The sequence below is a fragment of the Cribrihabitans neustonicus genome, assembly GCF_048820895.1.
GTDB classification, from domain to species: Bacteria; Pseudomonadota; Alphaproteobacteria; order Rhodobacterales; family Rhodobacteraceae; genus Cribrihabitans_A; species Cribrihabitans_A neustonicus.
This window is the reverse complement of sequence record NZ_JBMERQ010000016.1, coordinates 1-15,504: the sequence shown is the minus strand read 5'-3', so window position 1 is coordinate 15,504 and position 15,504 is coordinate 1. Positions and strand designations below refer to the sequence as shown.

General features: G+C 61.8%; 27 protein-coding genes. 3 read left to right on the top strand and 24 right to left on the bottom strand.

Annotated elements, in window-relative coordinates; translation table 11 throughout:
* Nucleotides 1-45 precede the first annotated feature (45 nt).
* The 13 genes from rpmD to ACOHWE_RS18655 all read right to left on the bottom strand — a co-directional run bounded on the left by rpmD (nt 46) and on the right by ACOHWE_RS18655 (nt 5,608).
* On the bottom strand, nt 46-234 hold the full coding sequence (gene rpmD, locus ACOHWE_RS18715) for a 50S ribosomal protein L30 (protein ID WP_093423267.1): 189 nt from the start codon (nt 232-234) through the stop codon (nt 46-48).
* A gap of 12 nt (nt 235-246) precedes the next feature.
* Nucleotides 247-816: a 30S ribosomal protein S5 gene (gene rpsE, locus ACOHWE_RS18710; protein WP_420668250.1), complete on the bottom strand. Its 570-nt coding sequence runs from the start codon at nt 814-816 to the stop codon at nt 247-249.
* 117 nt (nt 817-933) lie between these two features.
* Entirely contained in the window at nt 934-1,293 is a 360-nt protein-coding gene (rplR, locus tag ACOHWE_RS18705) for a 50S ribosomal protein L18 (protein WP_420668249.1), read from the bottom strand.
* 11 nt (nt 1,294-1,304) lie between these two features.
* On the bottom strand, nt 1,305-1,838 hold the full coding sequence (gene rplF, locus ACOHWE_RS18700; protein WP_420668248.1) for a 50S ribosomal protein L6: 534 nt from the start codon (nt 1,836-1,838) through the stop codon (nt 1,305-1,307).
* Nucleotides 1,839-1,850: 12 nt separating this feature from the next.
* Nucleotides 1,851-2,243 (bottom strand): 30S ribosomal protein S8, encoded by a 393-nt coding sequence (rpsH, locus tag ACOHWE_RS18695; protein WP_008554600.1) that lies wholly within the window; start codon nt 2,241-2,243, stop codon nt 1,851-1,853.
* 13 nt (nt 2,244-2,256) lie between these two features.
* Nucleotides 2,257-2,562, bottom strand: coding sequence for a 30S ribosomal protein S14 (gene rpsN, locus ACOHWE_RS18690; protein WP_420668247.1), 306 nt, complete (start codon nt 2,560-2,562; stop codon nt 2,257-2,259).
* Between the two features lie 18 nt (nt 2,563-2,580).
* Nucleotides 2,581-3,144: a 50S ribosomal protein L5 gene (gene rplE / locus ACOHWE_RS18685; protein WP_420668246.1), complete on the bottom strand. Its 564-nt coding sequence runs from the start codon at nt 3,142-3,144 to the stop codon at nt 2,581-2,583.
* Nucleotides 3,137-3,448 (bottom strand): 50S ribosomal protein L24, encoded by a 312-nt coding sequence (gene rplX, locus ACOHWE_RS18680; RefSeq protein WP_420668245.1) that lies wholly within the window; start codon nt 3,446-3,448, stop codon nt 3,137-3,139. Before rplX ends, rplE begins: the two co-directional genes overlap by 8 nt.
* Nucleotides 3,449-3,450: 2 nt before the next feature.
* Entirely contained in the window at nt 3,451-3,819 is a 369-nt protein-coding gene (gene rplN / locus ACOHWE_RS18675; RefSeq protein WP_005621870.1) for a 50S ribosomal protein L14, read from the bottom strand.
* A 98-nt stretch (nt 3,820-3,917) separates the two neighbouring features.
* Entirely contained in the window at nt 3,918-4,148 is a 231-nt protein-coding gene (rpsQ, locus tag ACOHWE_RS18670) for a 30S ribosomal protein S17 (RefSeq protein WP_420668244.1), read from the bottom strand.
* Between the two features lie 11 nt (nt 4,149-4,159).
* Nucleotides 4,160-4,360 (bottom strand): 50S ribosomal protein L29, encoded by a 201-nt coding sequence (gene rpmC / locus ACOHWE_RS18665; RefSeq protein WP_420668243.1) that lies wholly within the window; start codon nt 4,358-4,360, stop codon nt 4,160-4,162.
* Nucleotides 4,361-4,588: 228 nt separating this feature from the next.
* On the bottom strand, nt 4,589-4,984 hold the full coding sequence (locus tag ACOHWE_RS18660; RefSeq protein ID WP_420668242.1) for a hypothetical protein: 396 nt from the start codon (nt 4,982-4,984) through the stop codon (nt 4,589-4,591).
* 3 nt (nt 4,985-4,987) lie between these two features.
* Nucleotides 4,988-5,608 carry a 2OG-Fe(II) oxygenase family protein gene (locus ACOHWE_RS18655; protein ID WP_420668241.1) on the bottom strand — a complete coding sequence of 207 codons (621 nt, stop codon included), beginning with the start codon at nt 5,606-5,608 and terminating at the stop codon, nt 4,988-4,990.
* 203 nt (nt 5,609-5,811) lie between these two features.
* On the opposite strand from ACOHWE_RS18655, the gene ACOHWE_RS18650 reads away from it, so the two are divergent.
* Entirely contained in the window at nt 5,812-7,974 is a 2,163-nt protein-coding gene (locus ACOHWE_RS18650; protein WP_420668240.1) for a methyl-accepting chemotaxis protein, read from the top strand.
* Nucleotides 7,975-8,214: 240 nt separating this feature from the next.
* Here ACOHWE_RS18650 and rplP read toward each other — a convergent pair whose 3' ends face one another.
* Genes rplP through rplB form a run of 5 tightly spaced genes read right to left on the bottom strand, consistent with a single transcriptional unit; the run spans nt 8,215 to nt 10,865 of the window.
* A complete protein-coding gene (gene rplP, locus ACOHWE_RS18645) occupies nt 8,215-8,628 on the bottom strand; it encodes a 50S ribosomal protein L16 (protein ID WP_420668239.1) in 414 nt (137 codons plus the stop codon).
* A gap of 12 nt (nt 8,629-8,640) precedes the next feature.
* The gene (gene rpsC / locus ACOHWE_RS18640; RefSeq protein ID WP_420668238.1) at nt 8,641-9,357 is read right to left on the bottom strand and encodes a 30S ribosomal protein S3; all 717 of its coding nucleotides are present in this window, start codon (nt 9,355-9,357) and stop codon (nt 8,641-8,643) included.
* The gene (rplV, locus tag ACOHWE_RS18635) at nt 9,357-9,737 is read right to left on the bottom strand and encodes a 50S ribosomal protein L22 (RefSeq protein WP_222456120.1); all 381 of its coding nucleotides are present in this window, start codon (nt 9,735-9,737) and stop codon (nt 9,357-9,359) included. The genes rpsC and rplV overlap by 1 nt, the downstream gene beginning before the upstream one ends.
* A gap of 3 nt (nt 9,738-9,740) precedes the next feature.
* A complete protein-coding gene (gene rpsS / locus ACOHWE_RS18630; RefSeq protein WP_008554066.1) occupies nt 9,741-10,019 on the bottom strand; it encodes a 30S ribosomal protein S19 in 279 nt (92 codons plus the stop codon).
* Nucleotides 10,020-10,022: 3 nt separating this feature from the next.
* Nucleotides 10,023-10,865: a 50S ribosomal protein L2 gene (gene rplB / locus ACOHWE_RS18625; protein ID WP_420668237.1), complete on the bottom strand. Its 843-nt coding sequence runs from the start codon at nt 10,863-10,865 to the stop codon at nt 10,023-10,025.
* 297 nt (nt 10,866-11,162) lie between these two features.
* Between rplB and ACOHWE_RS18620 the strand changes: the two genes are divergently transcribed.
* Nucleotides 11,163-12,053, top strand: a complete 891-nt coding sequence (locus ACOHWE_RS18620; RefSeq protein ID WP_420668236.1) for an SDH family Clp fold serine proteinase — start codon at nt 11,163-11,165, stop codon at nt 12,051-12,053.
* A 10-nt stretch (nt 12,054-12,063) separates the two neighbouring features.
* Entirely contained in the window at nt 12,064-12,264 is a 201-nt protein-coding gene (locus ACOHWE_RS18615; RefSeq protein WP_420668235.1) for a hypothetical protein, read from the top strand.
* Nucleotides 12,265-12,475: 211 nt separating this feature from the next.
* Here ACOHWE_RS18615 and ACOHWE_RS18610 read toward each other — a convergent pair whose 3' ends face one another.
* The 6 genes from ACOHWE_RS18610 to ACOHWE_RS18585 all read right to left on the bottom strand — a co-directional run.
* The gene (locus ACOHWE_RS18610) at nt 12,476-13,120 is read right to left on the bottom strand and encodes a hypothetical protein (protein WP_420668234.1); all 645 of its coding nucleotides are present in this window, start codon (nt 13,118-13,120) and stop codon (nt 12,476-12,478) included.
* A gap of 8 nt (nt 13,121-13,128) precedes the next feature.
* Nucleotides 13,129-13,425 carry a 50S ribosomal protein L23 gene (locus tag ACOHWE_RS18605; protein WP_420668233.1) on the bottom strand — a complete coding sequence of 99 codons (297 nt, stop codon included), beginning with the start codon at nt 13,423-13,425 and terminating at the stop codon, nt 13,129-13,131.
* On the bottom strand, nt 13,422-14,039 hold the full coding sequence (rplD, locus tag ACOHWE_RS18600; protein WP_420668232.1) for a 50S ribosomal protein L4: 618 nt from the start codon (nt 14,037-14,039) through the stop codon (nt 13,422-13,424). The genes ACOHWE_RS18605 and rplD overlap by 4 nt, the downstream gene beginning before the upstream one ends.
* Nucleotides 14,036-14,758 carry a 50S ribosomal protein L3 gene (gene rplC / locus ACOHWE_RS18595; protein WP_420668231.1) on the bottom strand — a complete coding sequence of 241 codons (723 nt, stop codon included), beginning with the start codon at nt 14,756-14,758 and terminating at the stop codon, nt 14,036-14,038. Before rplC ends, rplD begins: the two co-directional genes overlap by 4 nt.
* A gap of 19 nt (nt 14,759-14,777) precedes the next feature.
* Complete coding sequence (rpsJ, locus tag ACOHWE_RS18590; RefSeq protein WP_005621947.1) at nt 14,778-15,092, bottom strand: 30S ribosomal protein S10; 315 nt, start codon at nt 15,090-15,092, stop codon at nt 14,778-14,780.
* Between the two features lie 273 nt (nt 15,093-15,365).
* On the bottom strand, nt 15,366-15,504 hold a 139-nt coding region (locus ACOHWE_RS18585), incomplete at its 5' end, for an EF-Tu C-terminal domain-related protein (protein ID WP_446247891.1).

The following is a 15,504-nucleotide window of genomic DNA, read 5'->3' as shown; positions in this document are numbered from 1 at the left end:
GTTTCCCGGAGGCGTCTTCATTTACAATCGTCAGCCGAAAGAGGCTTAGCCGCGCTCTTCGACGATCTCGACCAGATGCGGGATCTTTGCGACCATGCCGCGCACCGAGGGAGTATCCTCCAGCTCGCGGGTCTTGTGCATCTTGTTCAGGCCCAGGCCGATCAGGGTCTGGCGCTGCTTGGCCGGGCGGCGGATCGGCGAGCCGATCTGCTTCACAACGATGGTTTTAGCCATATGTCCGTCTCCTTACGCTTCAGCGGCTTCGGCAGCCGGTGCATCGTCCCGCTTGGGCAGGATGTCGGCGACCTTCTTGCCGCGGCGCTGTGCAACCGACCGCGGGCTCTGCTCTTTGGTCAGGCCGTTGATGGTGGCGCGGATCATGTTGTAGGGGTTCTGCGAACCGATCGACTTGGACACCACGTCCTTGATGCCGAGCATTTCGAAGACGGCACGCATCGGGCCGCCCGCGATGATCCCGGTACCTTCCGGCGCGGTGCGCATCACGACCTTGCCGGCGCCGTGGCGGCCGCTCATGTCGTGGTGCAGGGTGCGGCCCTCTTTCAGCGGCACGCGGATCATCTGTCGCTTGGCCTGCTCGGTTGCCTTGCGGATCGCCTCGGGCACTTCTTTCGCCTTGCCCTTGCCGAAGCCGACGCGGCCCTTCTGGTCGCCGACGACGACGAGAGCTGCAAAGCCAAAGCGCTTACCGCCCTTGACGGTTTTCGACACGCGGTTGATCGCGACCAGGCGATCTGCGAATTCCGGTGCTTCCTCGCGTTCGCGGCGGCCGCCCCGGCGGTTGTCACGTTCTGCCATAAGGCATCCCTTTCTTCCTGGCGCTTGGCGCCTGTTGCTTCAATCCAGGTGAGTCCGCGCCCCGCGGCCCGGGCTCCCGGATCATCGGGGCAGCCCCGAAAGGCTGCCCGCAGGTTCTTAGATCTTCAGGCCGCCTTCACGCGCGGCGTCGGCCAGGGCCTTCACCTTGCCGTGGAACAGGAAGCCGCCGCGGTCGAAATATGCTTCTTCGACACCGGCTGCCTTGGCCCGCTCTGCGATCACCTGGCCGACCTTGGTTGCCGCTTCGACGTTGTTCTTGCCGACATAGCCCAGGTCCTTCTCCAGGGTGGAGGCGGAGGCCAGGGTCACGCCGCGCAGATCGTCGATCAGCTGGACGGAGATGTTCTTGTTCGAGCGGTGCACGGACAGGCGCGGACGGCCTGCGTTCACTTTGCGAAGCTTGTTCCGGACGCGCAGCCGGCGCTTCAGAAACAGGGTACGTTTGCTGTTTGCCATCTTGCTGGTCCTTACTTCTTCTTGCCTTCCTTGCGGAAGATGAACTCACCCTTGTAGCGGATGCCCTTGCCCTTGTAGGGCTCGGGGCGGCGCCAGTCGCGGATTTTCGCCGCCACTTCGCCCACCTGCTGCTGGTCGTTCCCTTCCACAACGATTTCAGTCTGCTTCGGCGCGGTGATGGTGACACCTTCCGGAGCAACGAAATCGACGTCGTGGCTGTAGCCCAGGTTCAGCTTCAGGGTGTTGCCCTGAACCTGTGCCCGGTAACCCACACCCTGGATCTCCAGTTCTTTCTTGAAGCCCTGGGTCACGCCGGTGACGAGGTTCTGCACCTGGGTGCGCGACATGCCCCACTGCTGACGGGCGCGCTTGGACTTGCCGCGCGGCTCGATGGTGACGACGTTGTCCTCAACAGTGAGGGTCACGTCATCGGTGGCAGTGAAGGTACGGGCGCCTTTCGGGCCCTTCACCTCGATGGTCTGGCCGGACACGCTCGCGGACACACCGCTGGGCAGTTCGACCGGTTTCTTACCAATACGGGACATCGTGTGGCCTCCTTAGAAGACGGTGCAAAGCACTTCGCCGCCGACGTTGGCTGCGCGTGCGTTCGCGTCCGACATCACACCCTTGGGGGTGGAGACAATCGACACGCCCAGGCCCTGACGGACCGACGGGATGTCATTGACGCCCATGTAAACGCGGCGGCCGGGCTTGGAGACCCGCTTGAGCTCGCGAATGACAGGTTCGCCGTCGAAGTACTTCAGGCTGATTTCAATGGCCGGGTGGCCATTTTCACCAGTCGTCTTTTCGTAGCCGCGGATGTAGCCCTCGTCCGCCAGCACGTCCAGCACCCACGCCCGCAGCTTGGAAGCCGGGGTCATGACGGTGGATTTGCCGCGCATCTGGGAGTTGCGGATACGGGTGAGCATATCGCCGATAGGATCGTTCATATCACTCTCTCCCTTACCAGCTCGATTTCACCAGGCCAGGAATCTGGCCGGCGGAGCCCAGCTCGCGCAGCGCGATACGGCTCATCTTCAGCTTACGGTAGTAAGCGTGCGGACGGCCGGTCAGCTGGCAGCGGTTGTGAAGCCGCGTGGGCGACGAGTTGCGCGGCAGTTTCGCCAGCTCGAGGCGCGCCTTGAAGCGCTCCTCCATCGGGCGGTTTTCGTCATTCGCGATCTCTTTCAGCTCGGCACGCTTCGCGGCGTATTTTGCCACCAGGCGCTCGCGCTTCTTCTCGCGTTCGATCATGCTTTTCTTAGCCATGTCTGTTCCTTCCCGCGCTTAGCTGTTGAAGGGCATGTTGAAAGCTTTCAACAGCGCCTTTGCTTCCGCGTCGGTTTTCGCGGTGGTGGCGATCACGATATCCATGCCCCAGGGCTCATCGATCTTGTCGAAGTCGATCTCCGGGAACACCATGTGCTCCTTCAGGCCCATGGCGTAGTTGCCGCGGCCGTCGAAGGACGTGCCCGAAACGCCGCGGAAGTCGCGGATGCGGGGCATTGCAATGGTGATGAGGCGATCCAGGAATTCGTACATCCGGTCACCGCGCAGAGTCACCTTGGCGCCCATCGGCATGCCTTCGCGAACGCGGAAGCCGGCGATGGAGTTCTTGGCCACGGTGGTCAGCGCCTTCTGGCCCGCGATTGCGGTCAGGTCGGCCTGAGCGGACTTGGCTTTCTTGCTGTCTTTGACGGCAGCACGGCCGCAGCCGATGTTCAGAACGATCTTCTCCAGCTTGGGGAGCATCATGTCGTTCTTGTAGCCGAACTCCTCTTTCAGGGACGCGCGGATGGTGTCCTTGTAGAGGGCTTTCAGACGCGGGGTGTAGGTTGCAGCATCAAGCATCGATCACGTCCCCCGTGGTTTTGGCAAAACGCACCTTCTTGCCGTCTTCCATGCGGAAGCCAACGCGGGTAGCTTTTCCGTTTGCGTCCAGCAGAGCCAGGTTCGACAGGTCGATCGGCAGGGCCTTCGGCAGGCGGCCGCCCTGGCTGTTCTGTGTCTGGCGGGTGTGGCGGATCGCCATGTTCACGCCTTCGACAACGGCTTTGCCGGCCTTCGGGTCGACGGAAGCGATGGTGCCTTCCTTGCCCTTGTCCTTGCCGGCCAGCACGACGACCTTGTCGCCTTTGCGGAGTTTAGCAGCCATGATTACAGCACCTCCGGAGCCAGCGAGATGATCTTCATGAAGTTCTTCGCGCGCAGTTCACGGACAACCGGGCCGAAGATACGTGTACCGACCGGCTCGTTGTTGTTGTTCAGGATGACGGCGGCATTGCGATCAAAACGGATCGCGGTGCCGTCTTCGCGGCGGACTTCTTTGGCGGTGCGCACGACGACGGCCTTGCGGACGTCACCTTTCTTCACGCGGCCGCGCGGGATGGCTTCCTTTACCGAGACGACGATGATGTCGCCAACGGATGCGTATTTACGCTTGGAACCACCCAGAACCTTGATGCACTGCACCCGGCGTGCGCCGGAGTTGTCAGCTACATCCAGATTTGTTTGCATCTGGATCATGTGGTTTCTCCCGACCTTTGGGGCGCCGATGCGTGGCGTGATCCCCCAGGGTTTCGACTGACTGTTAAGTCTAGCCGCCAGGAGTCTCGGTCAGAGACTCAGGCGGTCAGAACTTCCCAGCGTTTCGTTTTCGATTTCGGCGCGCATTCGATGATGCGGACAGTGTCGCCGACCTTGAAAGCGTTCTGTTCATCGTGAGCCCGGTACTTCTTGGACTTTCGGATGGTTTTCTTAAGAACCGGATGCGTGAAGCGGCGCTCCACCAGGACGGTCACGGTTTGGGCGTTCGCGTCGCTGGTCACAACGCCTTGCAGGATACGTTTGGGCATTGTGTCGCTCCTTATTCAGCCGCAGCTGCGGCTTTTTCGTTCAGGATGGTCTTCACGCGGGCAGCATTGCGGCGTGCCGCCTTGATGCCTGCAGTGTTTTCCAGCTGACCGGTCGCCTGCTGAAAGCGCAGGTTGAAGCTCTCTTTTTTCAGGGATGCGAGGAGATCGCGGAGCTCGTCCACGGTCTTGTCGCGCAGATCATTGGCGTTCATCGCCTTTGTTCCTTGTCCTAAGCACCAGAAGGCCCCGCGTGGGTCACCTTGTCGCCTGGTGGGTTATGTCACCCGCAACCGAAGGATGCGGCAAAAAAGAATCACTTGGCCCGGATCCGAGGCGGATTGGGGACAAGCGATGGGTCCCTATAGAGGAGATGGAGGGTGGGGGCAAGGGCCGTCCCGGCGATTGCCGGGAGAGGCGGTCCGGGGAGGCGGCCCGGCACGCTATTGCAGCTGCCGGACGCGTGTGAGCACGGTGTCAAACTGCCAGCCGTCGCGCAGCCGCGGCAGCCACAGCACTGCGCCGCCCGCCCCGTGAACCATCATGGCCCCGCGCAGCGTCCTTGTGCGCCGGATATCCGCGATCGCGATCTCTCTTGCGGTGCCTTCCGGCTCAAGGACGAGCACACGCTTGGTGGTGATCACATAGGCCACACGGCGGAATGTGCGATGGATCAGGAAATAGAGGATTAGCGCAGCCGGCGCGAACAGCAGGATCAGCGCCATTTCATTCAGCGTGGGAAGCGTCCGTGCGGGTACGGCAAGGACCACCTGCTCGCCATCGCCAAGTAGCAGGCCGGGAATACCGTGAGCTTCAGTGTTCGCCGCCAGCAGACCCAATCCTCACCCCCAGCTGTAGTTGAAGCTGACCGAGATGCGCTCGTCCTCGGCCATGTTCATCGGCACCTCGTGGCGCAGCCAGCTTTCCCACAACAGCACGTCGCCGACCTCGGGCTTCACGTAGATGAAGGGCTGCAGCTCGCGCCGCGCGCCCTTCAGCCGTGCGGGGGCCGCCATCATCCGGGCCGAGCGCGGGTCTTCGAGCTTCAGCGCACTCGCGCCGTCCGGCATCGACACATAAGTGGTGCCGGAGATCACCGAATGCGGATGCAGGTGCGAGGAATGGGTGCCGCCTTCGGGCAGGATGTTGATCCAGATGTCCTCCAGCTTCAGCTCGCGCCCGTCGAGGTCGAACTCAAGGTCCTTGGCAAAAGCCGCCACATGCTGGTCCAGCACCTTCACCAGATCCGCAAAGATCGGAAAGCGCCAGGGCAGATCGGTGAGCGAGGCATACGACGTGTATCCGGGATAGCCGTTCTCCTCGCACCAGTCCTGGCCAGCATCATCATCGCCGGCGATCACGAGGCAGGAGTTCTCCAGCTCGCCCCCGTCAATCTTGGGGGCGAACTCGGACAGGGGCGCGCGGTAGAGGCGCGTAACGAAGAGCGATTCAATCTGTGCCATGCCCCCTCTTACCCCAGTCCGAAGGCCGGGGCGAGAGGCGGGTTTCAGTGGGTTGAACGAGCCAGATCGCAGCAAATTCACGGCATCATTTTAGTAACCGGTCGCTGACTCACGCTGTTTTAACCGTTCAGTGTCAGTTTGGGACACGTACGTCCTGACAGTCACCAAGCTCCCCAGCTTCTCAGTAAAGTGGTTTTTCTCCCATGAAATCAATCCTGACGATCCGCACTGCCATTCTCTCCATCATTGTGCTTGCGGGCGGGCTTATGTTCGCCCAGGTCAGCCTCGCCCTCTACTCCCACGGGGTGCGTGACCGCATGCAGGCCCAGGTCACCATGGTTGAGAAGATCTATATCCACCTCGACGAAACCGAACTGAAGTTCCTGATGGCCCGGCGGGCAGAGAAGGACTTCCTGCTGCACCGCGACCCGGAACAGGCCGCGCGCCATGCCGAAACCATGGCGGACCTCAAGGCGACCTTTGACGAGGTAGTAGAAGAAATCTCCACCGTCGCGGCGCTGTCCGGCAACGAGGCGGAACTTGCCGCAATCGGCAAGGCGATCACCAGCTACGAAACTGCCTTCCACGCCCTTACGGCCAGCAAGACGCGGCTGGGCCTTGACGAGAACAGCGGACTTGAAGGCGAACTGCGCGCCGCGGTGAAGAACGCCGAAGCCACGCTCAAGGAGCTGGACCAGCCCGTGATGCAGGTGAAGATGCTGATGATGCGCCGGCACGAGAAGGACTTCATCATGCGCCGGGCGCCAAAATACCTCGACCGGCTGAACGCCCGAATCGAGGAATTCCGCGCCTTCCCGGCGAGCTACTATGAAAGCCCCGCCCAGCAGAAGGAGATCCTCGGCCTGATGGATACTTACCAGAAGTCTTTTGCCGCCTATGTCGCGGAAACCCTGCGCGAGGAAGCGTTGCGGGGAGAAGTGGCCAGCCACTATGACACCGCCGAGCCGCTGCTGGCCAAGGTACACCAAAAGGTCCGCGAGGAACTTGCCTTCGAACAGGCCCACAGCAAGGAACTCAGCGCGGCTGCCCAGAGCAACGCGCTGAATGCCGGGATCGCCGGAGCCATTCTGTTCATCGCGCTGGCCCTGCTCCTGGCGCGCAGCATCGCGCGGCCGCTGCAACGCACCGACCTCGTGCTGAAGAAGATGATGCAGCAGGATTTCACGCCCGAACTTCCGAAAAGCCGCATCCGCGAAATCTCCGCGATCGCCACCGCGGTCGGTGAGTTCCGCAAGGCCGAGGACTCCAAGCATCAGCTGACCGCGGAAATTACCAGCGTGATCGAGGCCTGCGGCGAGGGCGACTTCTCCCGCCGGATTGCCGACAGGGGCGCCGATCGCCAGTTCGGCGGGCTGAGCCAGGGCGTGAACACGATCGGCGACGTGGCCGAGAAGGGCCTGGGCGACGTTCTGGACGTTGTCGGCGCGCTGGCCAAGGGCGACCTCACCCGACGCATGCCTACGGGCCAGAAGGGCATCTTCAAGGAAATTTCCGAAGCGATCGACAACTTCGCGGACAACCTCGAAGGCATCATTCGGCAGCTGGCCGGCAGCAGCGCGATGCTGAACAACACCTCGACCGAGATCTCCTCTGCCGTGGCGGATGCCTCCCGCCGGGGCGAATCCTCGGCCGCCTCGCTGGAAGAAACCTCCGCCGCGCTGCAGACCGTGAGCGACACCGTGCGTGACACCGCGGGCAGCGCGCAGGAGGCCCGGGCGTTCGTCAACGACGCCCACACCAAGGCCGAATCCACCCGCGAGGTGGCAGAGCAGACCGTCGCGGCGATGCAGCGGATCAAGGACTCCTCCGATGCGATCTCCAAGATCACCGGGCTGATCGACGACGTTGCCTTCCAGACCAACTTGCTGGCGCTAAACGCCGGCGTCGAGGCGGCGCGCGCCGGCGAGGCCGGCCGCGGCTTCGCGGTTGTCGCCTCCGAAGTCCGCGCCCTGGCGCAGCGGTCCTCGGACGCGGCCAAGGAGATCAGCGCGCTGATCAACAGCAGCCAGGCCGAGGTGACCTCAGGCGTGCAGCTGGTGGACGAGGCCGGCAATTCGCTCGCCGCCATCCTGGAAACCGTGAGCCGCGCGGTCGAGAAGGTGAACGAAATCGCCGAGAATACCGTCGACCAGTCCAACAGCATCGCGGAAGTGAATACCGCGCTGGACTCGCTCGACAAGGACTCCCAGCACAGCGCCGCAATGCTGGAGGAAACGGCCGCCTCGGGCCAGATGCTGCGGGAGGAAGCCGCCCGGCTGGCCCGCGCCATCGCCGGCTTTAAGATCGAAGAAGAGGGCAGCGCGCCCCCGGCTCGGGCTCCAGGCAGCAGCTCCTGGGCGGCCTGACCCTCGCCCTTCTACCCCCCGGCCCGGGGTTCGCCCCTGGCCGGAAGACTGCTCAGCGCTTCCCGCCCCCCCCAGGCACAGTCCGCAAGTTGCCCGGAAGGCCGGCCGGGAACCGCCCTCTTACTGGCAAGCCACTGTAACAGCCGGCCGCTCAACGTCCTGCGAAGGGACGTTGAGGGACAAAAAAAGCCCCCGCCGGAATTCCGGCGGGGGCCTTTTAACTTTTGAGAACGACTGGGCTTACCAGTCTTCGCGGACCACGATGCGGGTCTTGATCGGCAGCTTCATCGCAGCCAGGCGCAGGGCCTCGCGGGCGATGTCGTCATTCACGCCATCGATTTCGAACATCACGCGGCCGGGCTTAACTTTGGCTGCCCAGTAATCCACAGAGCCCTTACCTTTACCCATACGGACTTCGGTCGGCTTCGAGGTCACCGGGGTGTCCGGGAAGATCCGGATCCAGACGCGGCCCTGACGCTTCATGTGGCGCGTCATGGCACGGCGTGCGGCTTCGATCTGGCGCGCGGTGACGCGCTCGGGCTGGGTTGCCTTCAGACCGTAGGTGCCGAAGTTCAGGTCGGAGCCGCCTTTTGCCAGACCGGAGATCCGGCCTTTGTGCATCTTGCGGAATTTAGTACGCTTTGGTTGAAGCATCTTTCTGTCTCCTTAACGGTCGCGGCGACCGCCACCAGCACCACGCGGTGCAGGGCCGTCCTGGAGTTCTTGCGCCTTGCGGTCACGCGCCGAAGGATCGTGCTCCATGATCTCGCCTTTGAAGATCCAGACCTTGATCCCGATGATCCCGTAGGGGGTCATCGCTTCGGAGTGAGCGTAATCGATGTCAGCACGCAGGGTGTGCAGCGGCACACGGCCTTCACGGTACCATTCGGTACGCGCGATTTCCGCACCGCCCAGACGGCCGGCCACGTTCACCCGGATACCCAGGGCGCCCATGCGCATGGCGTTCTGCACGGCCCGCTTCATTGCGCGGCGGAAGGACACACGGCGCTCCAGCTGCTGCGCGATCGACTCGCCGACCAGCTGAGCGTCCAGTTCCGGCTTGCGCACTTCGACGATGTTGAGGTGCAGCTCGGAGTCGGTCATCTTGGCCAGCTTCTTGCGCAGGACTTCGATGTCCGCGCCTTTCTTGCCGATGATGACGCCCGGACGCGCAGTGTGGATGGTGACGCGGCATTTCTTGTGCGGGCGCTCGATGATCACCCGCGCAATGCCTGCCTGCTTGCACTCTTCCTTGATGAACTCGCGGATCTTGATGTCCTCGAGCAGCAGATCACCATAGTCCTTGGTGTCGGCGTACCAGCGGCTGTCCCAGGTGCGGTTCACCTGAAGGCGCATGCCGATCGGATTGACTTTCTGACCCATTAGGCTTGCTCCTCAACTTGACGCACCTTGATGGTGATCTCCGCGAACGGCTTCAGGATTTTGCCGAACCGGCCACGGGCACGCGGGCGGCCGCGCTTCATGGTCAGGTTTTTGCCAACCCAGGCCTCGGCGACGATCAGCTCATCGACGTCCAGGTTATGGTTGTTTTCGGCATTCGCGATGGCGGACTGAAGGCATTTTTTCACGTCCTGCGCGACCCGCTTGTTGGAGAAAGTCAGGTCGGTCAGCGCCTTCTCGACTTTCTTGCCGCGGATCATCTGAGCCACCAGGTTCAGTTTCTGCGGGGAGGTACGGAGCATGCGCAGTTTTGCCATTGCTTCGTTGTCTGCCACGCGGCGGGGGTTCTTTTCCTTGCCCATGACTTACTTCCGCTTCGCTTTTTTGTCTGCGGCATGGCCATAATAGGTGCGGGTCGGCGAGTATTCACCGAACTTCTGACCGATCATGTCTTCCGAGACGTTGACTGGGATGTGCTTCTGGCCGTTGTACACACCAAAGGTCAGGCCGACGAACTGCGGCAGGATGGTGGAACGGCGCGACCAGATCTTGATCACTTCATTGCGGCCCGACTCACGCGCTGCTTCGGCCTTTTTCAGGACGTAAGCATCAACGAAGGGGCCCTTCCATACGGAACGTGCCATGGATTAGCGGCCTTTCTTCTTGGCGTGGCGCGAGCGGACGATGAGCTTCTGCGACGCCTTGTTTTTGTTGCGGGTGCGCTTGCCTTTGGTCGGCTTGCCCCACGGGGTCACCGGGTGGCGGCCACCGGAGGTGCGGCCTTCACCACCGCCGTGCGGGTGGTCGATCGGGTTCATCACGACACCGCGGACCGACGGGCGCTTGCCCCTGTGGCGCATGCGGCCGGCTTTACCGAAGTTCTGGTTCGAGTTGTCGGGGTTCGACACGGCACCGACGGTGGCCATGCATTCCTGACGGACCAGGCGCAGTTCGCCCGAGGACAGGCGGATCTGAGCGTAACCGCCGTCACGGCCAACGAACTGAGCGTAGGTACCGGCTGCGCGGGCGATCTGGCCGCCTTTGCCGGGCTTCATTTCGATGTTGTGGACGATGGTACCGATCGGCATGCCCGAGAACGGCATTGCGTTGCCCGGCTTGATGTCGGCCTTCGCGGAGGCGATGACCTTGTCGCCGACAGCCAGACGCTGCGGCGCCAGGATGTAGGCCTGCTCGCCGTCTTCGTATTTCACCAGCGCGATGAATGCGGTCCGGTTCGGGTCGTATTCGATCCGCTCGACGGTGGCCGCAACATCAAATTTGTTCCGTTTGAAGTCAACGATCCGGTAGAGGCGCTTTGCGCCGCCGCCACGGCGGCGTGCAGTGATCCGTCCGGTGTTGTTCCGGCCGCCCGATTTGGTCAGGCCCTCAGTGAGGGATTTGACCGGACGCCCTTTCCAAAGCTCCGAACGGTCGATCAGAACCAGCCCACGCTGGCCCGGCGTCGTCGGCTTATACGACTTGAGTGCCATGCTTTCTGTCTTCCGTTTAGCGTGCGGTGCCGCGGGTAAGTGTGTGTGGCACCGCTATGTGAAAGCCCCCCGAAGGTGGCCAAGGTATAGGGCCCCGAAGGTCCCCGCTCGTAGATCCCGGCAAACGTAACGGCCCCGGAACGAATCCGGGGCCTGCGGGATGGATGGCGTGTAGCAGAGGTCGGAGGGGGTGGCAATGGGGAGTCAGGCAATGATGAAATAGAGCCAACACCCTTGGGTTGTAACCCTCATGCTGGTATGCTTTTAAGGAGTAAGACTATTTGACTGGATAGAATTTTGGACATCACAACTTCAAACCTCTACATCGAACACGAGCTGGATCAACGGCTCAAACAGTTGGCCAGCGCCATGGAAAGCGATGTTATCACAATCGTATCACCGATGGCTCCGGGCATCGACGACATTGTTCGAGGGTATGTCGAAGACATAGCCGACACGCAGGAAGAGCGGCAGGATGACCTCAGTGTGATTCTCGAGACGAATGGCGGATCTATCGAAGTCGTTGAACGCATCGCCAACGTTCTGCGGCACCACTATCCCACTGGTGAGATCAACTTCATCGTGCCGAACAGAGCAATGTCAGCTGGTACAGTTCTAGTTATGTGCGGCGATAAGATCTTTATGGACTACTACTCAATCCTAGGACCAGTCGATCCACAAGTTCAGAGCCAAACAAGTGGTTATTTTGTACCGGCACTTGGTTACCTCAACAAGTACGAGGAGCTCATAGCCAAGTCGCAGGAAGGCTCCCTTTCAGCCGCGGAGATGGCCTTTATGATCGAGAAGTTCGATCCGGCTGAACTCGACTCTTTTGAGAAGGCACGCGATTTGTCTACTGCGCTGCTGGTAGACTGGCTTACACAGTACAAGTTCAAAGATTGGACCCATACAGAAACACGTGGAATCCCGGTGACGGAGCAAATGAAGGCTGACCGCGCGAAGGAGATCGGCACAAAGTTGAACTCTACGGAACGCTGGAAAACGCACTCGCGCGGCATCTCAATGGCAGTACTTCAACGCGATCTTAACCTAGTTGTGGAAGACTATGGCGCCGATGAGACAAAAAACGACGCGATCGGAAAATACCATAGACTTCTCCAAGACTATATGCAAAGGCGCGGCAAAGATATTGTGTTCCAGAACAAACACACTATAACTCTGTTATAGGGAGATCATAATGGCAAACCTCAACATCCAATCGGTTATCGCTGCCAACCCAAAGGTCCAACGAGACATTCACACGATGGAAGAGGCTCTGTCAGTCATCAAAAGACTGAGAGCGAAAGGCATCGAAGGCAAAACTTACGACCTGGCTTCCCCTTTTGAACGCCACAGAAGCACCGAGGCTCGCCCCATAGTTGTGCACTCGACGGATTGATGCTACCTTCATTCTGGCCTCATCGACCGAAAGCCCCGCAATTTTGCGGGGTTTTTTCTTTTAGCCACAGCAAGAGCTCACAAGCGCCAGCTTAGTCGCCAGCGCCGCCCCATAGGGGCGGGTCATGCCGGAGGCATGCTCTCAGCATGACGCTGGCGCGGCGGCCTGCGGCCTTGATTGCGCGCTGGGGCCTGCCGCAGCCCCCCTACCCTCAGATCCCCATGGTCCCCAGCGCCCGGCGGCGACGGAGGGGCTCGGCGGCGACGGCCTCGCGCTGGAGGTAGCGCAGCTTGCCCATCTCCTCGCGGAAGGCATCGTGTTCCGGCTTGCGTTCCAGGTAGTCCGCCAGCCGCAGGATGTTGATCGGCTGCCTGCGGATCAGTGCGGCGATGCGCTCGAAAGCGTCCTCGGTGGCGTAGCCGTCGATCATCATCGCCGCACTCTGGGTCGGGGTCAGAAGGTAATAGTCATACGTGCCCCGGGGCGTGTAGCGGGCGATGTCGAAGGGCGAGGCGCCAAGGGCATGGGACTTGGGCATCAGAACCCGGATTCCGCTTTCCTCGTGCACGAAGCTGCTGCCGGAGGTCTGGGCAAAGCCCAGCGGCCCCAATTTCTGCGCCGCATGCTCCCGCATCGCGCCGCTCAGGCTGTCCATGTCGGCGCGGTCGTAGCAGACATCGTCGAATACCGAGATGAGGCGCAGCCCGGCATCCGCCACGCAGATATAAGGCGTCCGGTTCAGCTCCTGCAGACGCGCGGCCAGATCTGCCGCCTGCTCCGCGGTGGCCGGAACGGAAACAGCCCCGGCAGGTTTCCCCGCCGAGGCTGCAAGCTTTCTGATCCATGACCAGATCAAGGCAAATCTCAGAGTCCGGTGGACACGTCGATGGTGTTGCCTTCTTCCAGGGTCACATAGGCCTTCTTCACGTCCTTGCGGCGGCCCATCTGGCCGCGGAAACGCTTGACCTTGCCCTTGGTCACGGTGGTGTTGACCGCTTTCACCTTCACACCAAAGAGCGCCTCGACGGCTTCCTTGATCATCGGCTTGTTGGAGTCGATTGCCACTTCGAAGACCACTGCGCCGTTTTCGGACGCCATGGTGGATTTCTCGGTGATGACCGGCTTGCGGATCACGTCGTAGTGTTCTGCCTTCACGCTCATTTCAGACGGGCCTCCAGAGCTTCGACACCTGCCTTGGTGATCACCAGGGTGTCACGTTTCAGGATGTCATAGACGTTGGCACCGATGGTCGGCAGCACATCCAGACCTTCGATGTTCTTGGCGGCGCGGGCAAAGCCCTCGTTCACCGACGCGCCGTCGATGACCAGAGCGCGCTTCCAGCCCAGGTTTTTCACCTGCTTGGCCAGAGCGGCGGTCTTGCCCTCTGCGGCTGCGTCCTCGATGATGACCAGCTCGCCCGCTTTCGCTTTGGCGGACAGCGCGTGGCGCAGGCCCAGCTTGCGGAACTTCTTGGTCAGCTCGTGGCCGTGCGACCGGACAACGGGGCCCTTGTAGATGCCGCCCTTGCGGAAGATCGGCGCGTTACGGTCACCGTGGCGTGCGCCGCCGGTGCCCTTCTGGCGGTAGATCTTCTTGGTCGAGTAGGAGGTCTCGGAGCGGGTCTTCACCTTGTGGGTGCCCTGCTGCGCATTGTTGCGCTGCCAGCGGACCACACGGTGCAGGATGTCCGCACGCGGCTCCAGGCCGAACAGGTCTTCCGACAGTTCGATGTCGCCAGCCTTGCCGCCGTCCAGTTTGATCACGTCAAGTTTCATGCTTCACCCCCTTCCGCGGGCGCTTCGGCAGCGGGTGCCTCAGCAGCAGTTTTCAGAGCAGCCGGGAACGGCAGGCCCTCGGGCGCCTTCTTCTTGACGGCGTCCTTGACGGTGACCCAGCCGGATTTCGGGCCCGGAACGGCGCCCTTGATGAAGACCAGGCCGCGGTCGGCGTCGGTTTTCACCACTTCCAGGTTCTGGGTGGTCACGCGGGCAGCGCCCATGTGGCCGGCCATCTTCTTGCCTTTGAAGACCTTGCCCGGGTCCTGACACTGGCCGGTGGAGCCGTGCGAACGGTGCGAGATCGACACGCCGTGCGAGGCGCGCAGGCCGCCAAAGTTGTGCCGCTTCATGGCACCGGCGAAACCCTTACCGATCGAGGTGCCGGTCACGTCCACTTTCTGGCCTGCCAGGAAGTGCTCGGCCGAGATCTCGGCGCCGACGTCGATCAGGCCGTCTTCGGAGACGCGGAATTCCGCGAGCTTCCGCTTCGGCTCAACCTTGGCGGCGGCGAAGTGGCCGCGCATGGCTTGCGAGGTGCGTTTGGCCTTGGCGGCGCCTGCACCCAGCTGAACGGCGGTGTAGCCGTCCTTGTCCGCGGTGCGCTGCGCAACAACCTGCAGCCCGTCCAGCGAAAGCACGGTCACAGGGATCTGCTTGCCGTCTTCCATGAACAGCCGGGTCATGCCGACTTTCTTTGCGATAATACCAGAGCGCATGTTCAACTACCCTCCGATCTTACGACTGCAGCTTGATTTCGACGTCCACGCCGGCCGCGAGGTCGAGCTTCATAAGCGCGTCCACGGTCTGCGGGGTCGGATCAACGATGTCCAGGAGCCGCTTGTGGGTGCGGATCTCGAACTGGTCGCGGGATTTCTTGTCGACGTGCGGGCCGCGCAGAACGGTGAACTTCTCGATCTTGTTCGGCAGCGGGATGGGCCCGCGCACCTGCGCGCCGGTCCGCTTGGCAGTGTTGACGATTTCCTGCGTGCTGGCGTCCAGCACGCGGTAGTCAAATGCCTTCAGCCGGATACGGATGTTTTGGCTTTGCATAGATATGCCTTTTTATCCAGGCGTTGGGGTTGAGAGGAGGGTCTGCGCTCACCGCAACCCCTCATCGAACCCAAAAGGCGGGAATCATCCCGCCTCAATCCACCAATGGTGAACCCGCGCCCTATACGCGGGTTTGGCTTTGCCGGCAAGAGGTTCCCGCCGTTTTCCTTCGAGGGAACTGGCCTGACAAGAACCGCGCCGGTTTCCGGTCGCGGCAAAATGAGAAAGGGCGCCGCTGGGGCGCCCCTTCAAACTCGCAATCAGGAGACCTGATTACTCGATGATCTTCGACACAACGCCGGCGCCGACGGTGCGGCCGCCTTCACGGATGGCGAAGCGCAGGCCGTCTTCCATCGCGATCGGCGCGATCAGCTCGACGGCGAACTTCAGGTTGTCGCCCGGCATCACCATC